The organism is Leptospira selangorensis, from assembly GCF_004769405.1.
Classification (GTDB): Bacteria; Spirochaetota; Leptospiria; order Leptospirales; family Leptospiraceae; genus Leptospira_B; species Leptospira_B selangorensis.
The window spans coordinates 129,706-141,927 of sequence record NZ_RQES01000012.1 but is presented as its reverse complement, the minus strand read 5'-3'; the positions used below and the strand labels follow the sequence as shown (position 1 = coordinate 141,927).

13 protein-coding genes are annotated in these 12,222 nt (G+C 42.9%); 12 read left to right on the top strand and 1 reads right to left on the bottom strand.

Annotated elements, in window-relative coordinates; all coding sequences use genetic code 11:
• Positions 1 to 18: 18 nt before the first annotated feature.
• Entirely contained in the window at positions 19 to 1,107 is a 1,089-nt protein-coding gene (gene carA / locus EHO58_RS08720) for a glutamine-hydrolyzing carbamoyl-phosphate synthase small subunit (RefSeq protein WP_135679666.1), read from the bottom strand.
• Positions 1,108 to 1,207: 100 nt separating this feature from the next.
• On the opposite strand from carA, the gene thrS reads away from it, so the two are divergent.
• From thrS to EHO58_RS08660, 12 genes are all read left to right on the top strand, one after another.
• Complete coding sequence (thrS, locus tag EHO58_RS08715) at positions 1,208 to 3,181, top strand: threonine--tRNA ligase (protein ID WP_135679831.1); 1,974 nt, start codon at positions 1,208 to 1,210, stop codon at positions 3,179 to 3,181.
• Positions 3,182 to 3,274: 93 nt separating this feature from the next.
• The gene (infC, locus tag EHO58_RS08710; protein WP_100722938.1) at positions 3,275 to 3,823 is read left to right on the top strand and encodes a translation initiation factor IF-3; all 549 of its coding nucleotides are present in this window, start codon (positions 3,275 to 3,277) and stop codon (positions 3,821 to 3,823) included.
• Positions 3,824 to 3,856: 33 nt separating this feature from the next.
• Positions 3,857 to 4,060: a 50S ribosomal protein L35 gene (rpmI, locus tag EHO58_RS08705; RefSeq protein ID WP_010514334.1), complete on the top strand. Its 204-nt coding sequence runs from the start codon at positions 3,857 to 3,859 to the stop codon at positions 4,058 to 4,060.
• Positions 4,060 to 4,413: a 50S ribosomal protein L20 gene (gene rplT, locus EHO58_RS08700; RefSeq protein ID WP_008595819.1), complete on the top strand. Its 354-nt coding sequence runs from the start codon at positions 4,060 to 4,062 to the stop codon at positions 4,411 to 4,413. Before rpmI ends, rplT begins: the two co-directional genes overlap by 1 nt.
• A 233-nt stretch (positions 4,414 to 4,646) precedes the next feature.
• Positions 4,647 to 5,324: a hypothetical protein gene (locus EHO58_RS08695; protein ID WP_135628635.1), complete on the top strand. Its 678-nt coding sequence runs from the start codon at positions 4,647 to 4,649 to the stop codon at positions 5,322 to 5,324.
• Between the two features lie 5 nt (positions 5,325 to 5,329).
• Complete coding sequence (locus EHO58_RS08690; RefSeq protein ID WP_135628634.1) at positions 5,330 to 5,629, top strand: cell division protein ZapA; 300 nt, start codon at positions 5,330 to 5,332, stop codon at positions 5,627 to 5,629.
• 1 nt (position 5,630) lies between these two features.
• Positions 5,631 to 6,218 (top strand): 5-formyltetrahydrofolate cyclo-ligase, encoded by a 588-nt coding sequence (locus EHO58_RS08685; protein WP_135628633.1) that lies wholly within the window; start codon positions 5,631 to 5,633, stop codon positions 6,216 to 6,218.
• Positions 6,219 to 6,332: 114 nt separating this feature from the next.
• The gene (locus tag EHO58_RS08680) at positions 6,333 to 6,818 is read left to right on the top strand and encodes a chemotaxis protein CheW (RefSeq protein ID WP_411550349.1); all 486 of its coding nucleotides are present in this window, start codon (positions 6,333 to 6,335) and stop codon (positions 6,816 to 6,818) included.
• Positions 6,819 to 9,971 carry a chemotaxis protein CheW gene (locus tag EHO58_RS08675; protein ID WP_135679665.1) on the top strand — a complete coding sequence of 1,051 codons (3,153 nt, stop codon included), beginning with the start codon at positions 6,819 to 6,821 and terminating at the stop codon, positions 9,969 to 9,971.
• 16 nt (positions 9,972 to 9,987) lie between these two features.
• The gene (locus tag EHO58_RS08670) at positions 9,988 to 11,070 is read left to right on the top strand and encodes a protein-glutamate methylesterase/protein-glutamine glutaminase (protein ID WP_135628631.1); all 1,083 of its coding nucleotides are present in this window, start codon (positions 9,988 to 9,990) and stop codon (positions 11,068 to 11,070) included.
• A 4-nt stretch (positions 11,071 to 11,074) separates the two neighbouring features.
• Positions 11,075 to 11,437: a response regulator gene (locus EHO58_RS08665; protein WP_008594408.1), complete on the top strand. Its 363-nt coding sequence runs from the start codon at positions 11,075 to 11,077 to the stop codon at positions 11,435 to 11,437.
• A gap of 4 nt (positions 11,438 to 11,441) precedes the next feature.
• Complete coding sequence (locus tag EHO58_RS08660) at positions 11,442 to 12,218, top strand: segregation and condensation protein A (RefSeq protein ID WP_135628630.1); 777 nt, start codon at positions 11,442 to 11,444, stop codon at positions 12,216 to 12,218.
• The last annotated feature ends 4 nt before the right edge of the window (positions 12,219 to 12,222 follow it).

The following is a 12,222-nucleotide window of genomic DNA, read 5'->3' as shown; positions in this document are numbered from 1 at the left end:
TTCCAACACGCCTGGAGCTTATTTCTTCTTAGTTGAATCCACTAAATCGTAGAACTTCTGGAATAAGTATCTACTATCATTCGGACCTGGAGAACTTTCCGGGTGGTATTGAACCGACAGAAGAGGATAACCCGATTTCAAAATACCTTCTACGGTATCATCATTTAGATTAATAAAAGAGATCGGTTCTTTTTCGGAAGACTCCGCAACCACAGCGAAGCCATGGTTTTGTGAAGTGATCTCCACCTTGCCGGTCTCCAAACTTTTCACAGGCTGGTTTCCGCCTCTGTGACCGAATTTCATTTTTTCAGTCTTTTTCCCTAAGGTTAGACCAATGATCTGATGTCCTAAACAAATCCCGAATAGAGGATAATTATTTTCTAATATAGCTTTTGTAGAATCGATCGCGTACGTGCAAGCCGCGGGGTCTCCTGGACCATTCGAAAGGAAGAAAGCGTCTACACCATCTTTCATGATTTCAGAAGCAGGAGTTTGCGCAGGATAAACGGAAACCGCAAAACCCGCTGCGTCCAAGAGTCGAAGGATATTCGTTTTCACGCCGTAATCATAAACTGCTAATTTATATTTTTTTCCTGCGCCAGATCCGAACTCGTATTTTTTATCAGTGGTGACGACTTTCGCGAGGTCTGCGTCTGCAATTCCCGGGAACTTCTTCACTTGTGCTAAAAAAGAATCAGAGTATTCATTTGCAACGAAGATCCCGCCATTAGGTGAGCCGTTCGTGCGGATAAAGCGGGTCAACTTTCGAGTATCGATTCCTTGGATCCCGGGAATTTTATAATCTTTTAGAAATTGAGATAATGTCTTTTGGGCTTTGAAGTTGGAAGGACGATCCACATATTCCTTCACAATCATCCCGGAAGCTTGGATCTTTCCGGACTCCATATTTTCAGGATGGATCCCGTAGTTCCCGATCATCGGGTAAGTGAGAGTTACGATTTGGTTGGCGTAGGAAGGATCGGTGAGAATTTCCTGGTAACCCGCCATGGAAGTATTAAAGACGATTTCCCCGACGGATTCAGTTTCGTAGCCGAAGGACTCACCTTCGTATACGTCCCCGTTTTCTAAAACCAAGAACGCTTTCATTAAGGACAGGCTTTCGCACCGAAGGCAAGGGTCAAGTGGAATCACCCAGAATTTTATAGGAACTCTAAGACGCTTGCGAAAAAAACCGTGTATCGACGGAATGGAAGCAGGGGTAGCTGTGGCAGTTCAAAATCAGTCAGTCAAATTTATCTTACCGGATGGAAGTTCTAAAGAAGTATCCTCCGGTTCCTCATATAAGGATTTTATAGAATCCCAACTTCCGTTCTTAAAGAACAAGGCGTTAGCAGTCCGCTTGGATGGCACAAACGTTTTGGATTTGAGCCGGACCATTGATTCCACAACCACCCCTAACACAACACCTAAGCTGGAAGTTTTGACCTTCCAGGACAAAGAAGGTTGGGAAACCTTCCAACATTCCGCGGCTCACTTGCTCGGAATGGCGGTCCAGAATTTATACAAAGACGCGAAATTAACCGTTGGTCCTGTGATCGAAAATGGACCAGGCTTCTTCTATTATGATATCGATTTTACAGAAACTGTGATCACTCCGGAAGATTTTCCGAAGATCGAAGCGGAGATGAAAAAGATCGTGGATAACGACCACGAAGTTTTCCGCAAAGTCTGGGATAAAAAAGAAGCAATCTCCGTTTTCGAAAAAATGGGAGAGAACTATAAGGTAGAGATCGTCGGTCAAATTCCCGACGACAAAGTTTCTATCTATGGAATGGGAGAATGGTTCGACCTTTGCAGAGGGCCCCATATTCCTCGTTCCGGATTTTTGAAAGCATTCAAGTTGACTGCACTTTCCGGCGCTTACTGGAAAGCGGATAAGAACAATCGTATGCTCACCCGAATTTACGGGATCGCATTTCCAAGTAAGAAGGAATTGGACGAGTATACCTTCCAAATGGAAGAAGCAAAGAAGAGAGATCACAGAAAGATCGGAAAAGAAATGGATCTATTCTCCTTCCAACCGGAAGCTCCCGGTTTTCCTTTCTGGCATCCTAAAGGAACTACTCTTTGGAATGCATTAGCGGATTATATTCGTAAAGAATGTGCCAAACGTGGATACCAAGAGATCAAAACTCCTGCTGTACTTTCTTCCGAGTTATGGAGAAGAAGCGGTCACTGGGATAATTTCAACGAGAACATGTATTTTGTTTCGATCGACGAAGAAGAGTTCGCGATCAAACCGATGAACTGTCCTGGTTGTAGTTTGATCTATAAACACCATCTTCACTCTTACAGAGAACTTCCTCTTAGATTTGCAGAATTAGGAAGTGTACATCGTCATGAATTACATGGAGTTCTTCATGGACTTTTCAGAGTAAGAGCATTCACCCAAGATGATGCACATATCTATGCACCTTTGGAATATCTGGAAACAGAGGTGTTGGATATCATCGACTTCACTTTTAATGTGTATAAGAAGTTTGGATTCCAAGAATTCAAAACTTATATCGCTACTCGTCCTGAAAAATCGCAAGGTAAGGACGAAGATTGGGAATTTGCAACCAACGCTCTCAAGCAGGCTTTGGAAAAAAGAGGAATTCCTTACGCGATCAAAGAAGGAGAAGGTGCATTCTACGGACCTAAGATAGAATTTAATATAAAGGATTCTATCGGAAGAATGTGGCAATGCGGGACTGTTCAGATAGACTTCTCCATGCCGGATCGTTTCGAGTTGGATTATACCGATTCAGACGGAGCCAAAAAAAGACCGGTCATGGTTCATAGAGCAATCTACGGTTCCTTGGAAAGATTTATCGGGATACTAATAGAACATTTCGAAGGTAAGTTCCCGCTTTGGCTCTCTCCGAACCAAATACGCGTTCTAACCGTAACTGAAAATGTGCAGGAATACGGATCCGAGATCTTGAAAAATCTGATTGATTCCGGTTTCCGGGCGGAAGCCGACTTCAGAAATGAGAAGATCGGCGCCAAGATCCGAGATTCTATTCTGAAAAAAGCCAATTACCTTCTGGTATTGGGCCAAAAGGAGAAGGATTCCGGCACTGTTGCGGTCAGAAAACGAGGCTCGGAAGAAACAATTTCTATGTCTTATTCCGAGTTCCGTTCTTTATTGGAAAAGGAAGTCTCAGAAGGACTTTGAACTAAATTCTACTTGATGAACTAGGCTATCCGTAGAGAAAATCGCTTGAAAGCTAGCCTACTAGCCAAAAAATTGGAAAAAACCGGAGATTGAATGCAGAAGAGGCCTCAACCGAAACCCACCGATAAGCTATTTACTCATAGAATTAATGAGAAAATTACAGGGGTGTCCCAGGTAAGATTGGTGTCGGATGACGGTGTAATGATCGTTTCTTTTGACGAAGCTTTACGGCGCGCTAAAGAAGAAAACTTGGACCTGGTAGAAGTATCTGGTGACCAAGAGATTCATGTCTGCAAGATCATCGATTACGGTAAATATAAGTTCGAACTACTTAAAAAGAGTAAGGAAGCTAAGAAGAAACAACACGTAATCAACGTGAAAGAAGTGAAGATCCGTCCAAGGATCGAACAACATGATTACGATATTAAAAAACGCCACGCTGTGGAGTTTCTTCAAAAAGGTGACAAAGTTAAAGTCAGCCTTCGCTTCCGCGGTCGTGAAATGATGCACTCCGAACTCGGGATGAATGTAGTCAATCGAATGGTAGAAGATTTGAAATCGGTCGGTACTCCGGAAAGAGAACCAGTGTTAGACGGCCGCCAAATCGTTGTAGTTATCACACCTCTTGCTGCAAAGCAATAGAGTAAATATTCAGGAATTATCGAGGTAGGGGAAATGCCTAAGCTTAAAACAAATAGAGCCGCAGCTAAACGGTTCAAGTTTTCCAAAAATAATAAAATAAAACGGAAGAGTATGAACACCCGTCACATTCTTACCAAAAAAGGACCTAAAAGACGTCGTCGTCTTAGAGGAATGACTTTGGTAGTGGATGCGGATTGGAAAGCAATCGTTAGACTCATGCCTTACGGAGTTCGATAATGCCACGCGCAACAAACGGAACCATACACAAGAATCGTCGTAAAAAAATCCTAAAAACCGCAAAAGGTTTTAGAGGAGCGAGATCCAAACTTTACAGAACTGCGAAATCCGCGGTAATGAAAGCTGGTCAGTGGGCGTACAGAGACAGAAGAGCTAAAAAACGTGATTTCCGCAAACTTTGGATTATCCGTATTAATGCTGCAGCTCGTGAAGCTGGACTTTCTTATTCTCAGTTCATGTACGGATTGAAAAAAGCCAATATTTCTTTGGATAGAAAAGCCCTTGCAGAACTTGCGTTTAGCGACAAAGAAACTTTCAACGCTTTAGTTGAAAAAATCAAGGTAGCGGCGTAATCAATATTCGCCCTTAGGAAGGTCCGATTTTTCGGATCTCCCCGCCTGAAAAAGCCCGTAATTCTACGGGCTTTCTTTGTTTTTAGAAAAAAAGGTTTTTCTCTTTTTGAGAAAGATGAAAAATGGGATGGATTTTGCCAATGCGGCAGGTCGAAACTATTTAGGCGGAATTTCGCTCTAAGTGTAATTTTACAAAATAAACCACTCCGATAAAGGGGAATGAGGTTCGCACTATGTTAACTATGGAGACAATTGAGGAGCTCGAGAGCAAAGTCCTAAAAGCACTCGAACTCATTGGCGACCTTCGGGCGGAAAACGGTCGCCTGGAAACAGAAAACGAATCTCTTCGCGCGGAAAATGACCAGATGAAACTGGCGATGGAAGAGAAAGAAAAAGAACTTTCTTCTCTCCGCGAACAACTCCAAAAAGCAAACGCAGAGTTGGAAGGAATTAAAGAAAGAGAACGTGCACTCGAAGCTAAGATCAATCAACTTCTGGGACGTTTAGACGGTCTTCCTGCATCCGGCAGCGGATCTTCCTCTACTTCTTCTTCACCTAAGCCTAGTTCAAGTTCTTCTTTTGCTACAGGCGCGGCAGCCGGTGCTGTTGCGGGCGCAGCGGCTTCTTCTGCTCCATCAGTAGTTAGAGATTCTTCCGACGAAGATTTTAACGAAGACGATGAGATCATTCTTCTGGATGACGAGGACGATGATATTTCCGTTCTAACTGAATCTTCCGATTCTTCCGGAGGAGACGACGAGATCATTATCACTGATGAACCGATCGACGACTTCAGTCCTGTTTCCGCTGACGATGATGATATCATTATCGAAGATGATGATGACGCTATCAGTGTATTCGATGCGGACGAAGACGACGACTTCTTAGTCATCGAAGACGATCCTAAGTAATTTTTATGAGTGAAAGAGTCAAAGCTCGTATACTGGGCGACGACTATACCATTGTAGGCGATACCGATCCGGAGTATATCCATAGGCTAGCCGAATTGGTGGACCGAAAAGTCCGTGAGTTACAATTGGGAATGCCTAACGCACCTAAATTGAAACTCGCGGTGCTTGCCGCTTTAAACTTCGCAGACGAATTGGAACAATCCAAAAATCAAACCAGCGAATCAGGACCTTCTTCTCCCGAAGCGGAAGAAAAGACCAAAAAATTGATCACTCTTTTGGAAGAAGGTTTGATCGGAGATCTTTGATTTGGTTTCTAAATCGGAAGCCAGAAAAAAAATTAAATCCCTTCTCTTGGAAGTTCCTTCCAGGAAAGAAAAAGAAGAAAGTATCCGCGCAAGTCTTCTGGAATTTCTGAGACATTTTTCATCTTCTACCCAATTAAAAATCATTTCTTATGTAGCTGATGATTTTGAAATTTCTCCTTTTCTACCGTTAGGCCCTTCTTTACAGATAGGAAGTTTAGATTTGGACATATTTTTTCCAAAAGTAACAAATTCAGGACTTGAATTTAAACTAGGTTCCGGATTTAACTCGGGTGCATTTGGCATTTTGGAACCAATGGGAGAAGGTTTATTAAAACCGGAAGATGCGGATTGGATTATAGTGCCGGCCCTGGGTTGGAATGGGGAGGGGGCAAGGCTCGGAAGGGGCAAGGGTTTTTACGATCGTTCTTTAAAGGATATCCTTTCCGAAAAAATGATTGGCCTTTCTTTTGAGGACCTATACCCTTGCGATTTTTCCGCAGAACCCCACGATCTGAAAGCAGGTACAGTGATTACGGAGAAAAAAAACCATTGCTTTCCCGGGAAAATGGGAGAAAAATCAGTCGGATAATTTGATAGGGAGTTTCTTTTTCAGGGGGCTCCGTGTCGACAATGTACTAAGCCGGAAACTTGTGCCCAAAGTTTCCGTTTTGAAAGAGTAAGTGGCGGAGAACCGGTGAAAACCATAGATAAAAACAACCACGCGGAACAAAACCAAGAAGAAAAAGAACTGGATACCATCCAGGAATTTCTCACATTCGAAGTGGATAAGGAAATTTTCGGGATCGATATTCTGTATATCCACGAGATACTAAAACCGGTACCTATTACAAGAATTCCTAATGTAGAAGGTTTTATATTAGGAGTGATCAACTTAAGAGGTGAGATCATTCCTATCATGGATCTGAAGGAACTTTTTGGATTAGGTTTTTGTGATATTCTTCCTTCCACTCGGATCATTGTAGTTGTTACTGGAGAAAAAAGGGCAGGGCTCCTTGTAGACTCGGTAAAACAGGTGGTTAAGATCCGCAAAGATAAGGTCAGCCAAGCGGATGAAGACCTGAGCGTAAATTATAGCGAACTTATAGAATCAGTCAGCCAGTTCGAAGAATCTCTGATCCTAAACTTGAATCTTTCCAAGGTAATGGATTATGCAGGGGAGGAAGCGTAAATGGCAGGAGTACTTGGCGAATACACGGAACTCTTTTTAGAAGAATCCGAAGATCAGATAGAAGAACTAAATGCGAACCTTCTGAAACTGGAAAAGGACCAATCCGATCCTCAAACCATCAATGATATATTCCGCGCGGCTCACTCTTTAAAAAGTTCGGCCGCTTTCGTTGGATTATATAACCTTTCTGATCTCGCTCATAAAATGGAGAATCTTCTCCAAAGTATCCGAGATGGAAAACTTGCAGTTAATCTATCTTTAGTGAATTTACTTTTCCAATGTTTTGATCTGATTAAGAACGTGATCGTGAATGTTGCTTCCGGCAAAAAAGTGGATACTCCTTATACGGATATGATCCAAAGACTCGAAGCTTACGAAAAAAATCCTGACGTTGCTTCCGCTCCGAGCGGCTCTGCAAGATCCGTTTCTCAATCTGCTGCTCCAGTTGCTAAACAAGAAGAAGTTCAAGGCAACGGAATTGATCTAGATGCGGATGATCAAAAAGAGATCGAAGAAATCCTTCGTAACGGATCCGGAAAAACTTGGCTCTTAAAAGTGGGACTCAAAAAAGATTCCCCGATGAAAGGGTTACGTTATACTCTTATTGTCCAAAACCTGAAAAATTTAGGCCAAGTATTTCGCACTAAACCTAGCGCGGAAGAATTGGAAAATGGGACAGAGGCTCCGTATCTTTCTATCCTGATCGTAAGTTCCGAATCCCAAGAAGAACTTACCAAGGCCGCAAACGTGGACATGGTAGAAAACCTGATGATCCAGGAATATAAACTCAGCGGTTATTCTGAAACCGGAGTTTCTTCTTCCTACCAACTGGATGAGGAAGAAAGAAGCACTGAGGCTAAAGTTACTTTAAAAAGTATTAAAGTATCCTCCGACAAATTGGACCAGCTCATGAATAATGTGGGCGAGCTTGTAATCACTAACTCCGGCTTCCAAAAAATTTATGATGATCTTCTCCGCACATTCGGGGATGACCAATTGTTCAACGAACTCAAAGGTCGTATCGATCTAATCAATCGTATCTCCAAAGAACTTCAATCCGGTATTATGAATATTCGGATGGTCCCGATTTCTACAGTATTCCGTCGTTTCTCTCGTTTGGTCAGAGACCTTTCTTTAGAAACCGGCAAAACAGTGGACCTGGTCTTAAATGGAGAGTCTACCGAGCTCGATAAAAAAGTGATCGATGCTTTAGGAGAGCCACTTCTTCACTTGATCCGAAATTCTGTGGATCATGGTATCGAACCTCCTGAAGAAAGAAGAAGATTAGGTAAACCTGAGACCGGTATAGTAGAGTTGAACGCTTACCAAGGCGGTAGCAATATTATGGTAGAGATCCGTGACGATGGTCGCGGATTGGATCTGGACAAGATCCGTAAAAAAGCAATTGAGAAGGGGCTCGTTTCCGAAACCGACGCAGTTGCTTTAGAAGAAAGTGATATTTACCAATTCATTTTTGCTCCGGGTTTCTCCACCGCAGACAGGATCACAGATATTTCTGGTCGTGGTGTCGGAATGAACGTGGTGAATAGCCTCATCCAAGAATTCAAAGGTAAAATCCTGATCCAATCTCAGAAAGGATCAGGAACTTCTTTCGTTCTATCCTTCCCTCAGGCGCTTGCGATTATTCCTTCTATCCTGATCGTAATGGAAGAAGAAGTTTACGCTTTCCCTCTTTCGGAAGTGAACGAGACAATCAAGGTAAACAACGAACAGATCACTACTCTAGAAGGAAACGAGATCATCAATTTGAGAGGAGAGGTTCTTCCTATCTACAGATTGAATCGTATCTTGGGACTTCAGGACAAAACGGACAGAGAAGAATTTCCGGTCGTTATCGTTCAATACAAAGGCCGCAAGTTAGGCTTCATGGTGGATGAACTCGTAGGAAAACACGAGACGGTCATCAAGTCCTTGGAGAAAAACTTCAAAAATATCAAGGGACTTACCGGAGCTTCCATCATGGGAGATGGAACCATTATTATGGTTCTAGATATTCCGGGACTTGTGGAATTTGCCGCAGAGTTGGAAGAGAATGCGAGATATGTGAACTATCATCTCGAAACGATGAAACGTATCAGCACGATCCGAACCATCGAAACGGAAGAAGAGAAGTATATTCAAAAAACTTCTAACCCTACTAACGTTTATAACCATAAATTACATGAGATCACTACTCGTGAGAGAGAGCGTCGCAAGAAGAGCGAACGTAAAAAATCGGAAGAATCCAAAAAGGTAATCGTAGCAAAAGAAGAACTCGAAAGAGAAATTTCTTCCACTCCGATCAAGACCACTATGGAGATCCGACCTTCCGAGGAAAAATTGATCACTTCTACGGAAACTCCTTCCGAACTTTCTTCCAATACTGCGGTTCTGGAAAGACCTGCCGCTAAAAAAGAAGGAATGGAAGAGGCTTACAGATCTCATATCAACGAGTTGATTTCCGATTCTCCGGTTTCCGACGAAGAAAGAAAAAGAGCAGATCATATTATAGAAGGTTTCTTAGAGCAGAAAAAACAGAGAATGATGTCCGTTTCCCACTCTAAGGAATTCACCGGAAACCTGAGCAAGGAACAGATCAAGAAGATCGAATCCGTGGTAAACACAGGTATGATGAATGCCGGTATGGTACTTTCCCAGATCCTGAATAGGAACGTGGATCTGTTTATTCCTGAAATTATCATGAATGATAAAGAAGGTTTGGCTTCCGAGATCCGTTTCTCTGACGATAAATTCTACGGAATGAAGGTCAGAATGACCGGAGATCTGAACGGGAACATGCTTATGATGTTCTCCAGAGAGAATGCCAAAAATCTTGCCAGAGAACTTTTAGATACTAATCCGAGCGGAGATGCTTTGGATGATGATACTAGAAGTGTTCTGTCTGAGATCGCAAACATTGTTTGTGCCTCCGTTTTGAACTCTATTTCCAATAAGGCGAAAGTGGGTGTGATGCCGGATGTTCCGGAACTTGTGGAAGGAACCTTCTTAGAAGTTTTGGATGTAGTTAAACCGGAAAGAACTAAGTTCTTAAGTATGCTCACTGAATTTAATCATGAGGGAAACAACCTGTTAGGAGTACTTTTATTCCTTCCGGACTTTGATGAACTCATGGATTTGCTTCCGAAATTTTAAACACTAGGATTTTGTCGTGGTAGGAACACCTGCGGACGGGTCGATTCGGGTCGTGATTATAGACGACTCTCTCTTGGTGCGAAATATTATTTCGGACCAGATCAAAAAAGAAAGTCGGATCCAAGTTATAGCTACGGGTAAAACCGGAGTGGATTGTATTGAACTTGCGACAAAACTGCGACCTGATATTGTAATTTTAGATGTGGAAATGCCTGTGATGGATGGGCTTTCCGCACTCCAAGAACTGCAGAAACGAAAATTGGGTATTCCGGTAATGATGCTTTCCGTTTTGACACAACACGGAGCGGATGCAACTTTCAAAGCATTAGAATACGGAGCCATAGATTTCGTTCCGAAACCTTCTTCTAGTAATCAATTTAATCCGGAAGAAATTGGAACAGTTCTCAAAAATAGAATACTCGCTTATTTCGATAGTTTACGACCAAGTCATGCGGGGCTTGATCCCAAAAAAATCGTAGAAACGGTCAAAAGTAAAATTTTCAAAGATGAAAAGAAAACCGTAGAAGCGGTTTGTATTGGGACATCGACCGGTGGTCCGAAGGCATTACAGACTGTTTTTTCTGATTTTCCGGAGAATTTTCATCTACCAATTTTCGTCGTACAACATATGCCTGTGGGTTTTACGAAAGCCTTTGCTTCTCGTTTAAATGATCATTCTAAAATCACAGTAAAGGAAGCCGAGGACGGAGAAGAAGTTCGCCCCGGAACAGGTTACGTGGCGCCGGGTGATGCACATTTGAAGATCGAATCTAAGGCAGGACGTAAATGGATTGCCTTAGGTAGGGAAGCGTTGGTAAATGGACACAGGCCCTCAGTCGAAGTTTTATTCGACAGCGCAATCCGGGAATACGGGAGCGCCTTAGTCGGTGTAATTATGACCGGCATGGGAAAAGATGGAGCGGCAGCGACTCTCAGAATGAGAGAGACTGGAGCTTCTACTGTTGCCCAAGACGAGGACAGCTCCGTGATCTTCGGAATGAATCGCCAAGCCATCGAAATGGGTGGGGTTCAGTTCGTAGAACCAGTAAGCGCAATAACATCAAGGATACTTTCCATTCTTAAAGAAAGGGGAAACTAAAATTATGGCCAGAATTCTCGTAGTAGACGATGCAAAATTCATGAGGACCATGGTGAAGGACGCACTCGTCGCCGGAGGGCATGAGATCGTCGGCGAGGCCGAAAACGGAAATATCGCTGTTGATCAGTACAAAGCGATCAAGCCGGATCTAGTCACCATGGATATCACCATGAGAGAAAAAGACGGGATCGAAGCAGCCCAGGAAATTTTTAAATTAGATCCGAAAGCACGTATCATCATGGTAACTGCTCTTGGTCAGGAAGAACTTCTTGCGAAAGCGATCAAGATGGGAGTGAAGGATTTCGTAGTAAAACCTTTCTCACCTGAAAGATTGCAACAGGCGGCAGAAAAAGCACTGAATTCATAAAGAGATGGAGAGAGAAAACGCCACACAATCCTTCGTAGTTCAATGGAACAATTCCGAAGGTGGTATTACAGAGGGACCTTTAAGTCTTCTCTGGTCTCTTATCGAAAGTTATAAGGTGGATATATTTGAAGTATCCCTTTCTCAAATCACCCAAGACTTTCTAAACTTCATTAAGATTTCTGCAAGTATTCATATAGACATGGGAGCGGAATACGCTCTTATGGCCGCTAATTTAGTTTATCTCAAATCTAAAGCATTATTACCCGATCCAGGTTTCGAAGAAGAAGATTATGATCCTCCTCTTCCACCTGAACTGGTCGAAAAACTTCTAGAACATAAAAAATTCCAATTAACCGCCCAGAAAATGGGGGATGTGGATAAGGTCCAGGCTGGAGTATTTTCCAGAGAGACCAACCAGGTTATAGACGAGTCCGAGTCCTGGCTGGATCTAAGCCTTTTAGACCTGATTTCCGCATTTAATGAGATCTTGGAAAAACGGGAAGACGAAGCTGAGATTCCCGCTTTACTTACCGCGCCCCACAGGTATTCTGTCGAGGAAAAGATGGGTACCATTTCCGAACTGCTCGTCGAACGTTCGGATATCTCCTTTGAAGAATTGTTTTCTACGGTCAAGCCGGAGAAAGCCGAGATAGTAGCCGTCTTTCTGGCAATGTTGGAGCTCTGCAAACAGAGAATTGTATCCATCCGCCAGCATAAAACTTTCGGCGAAATCCGTATATTCTTGGTGGGAGAACCGTGGAACGCGACAAAGCCGGCTTAAAAGG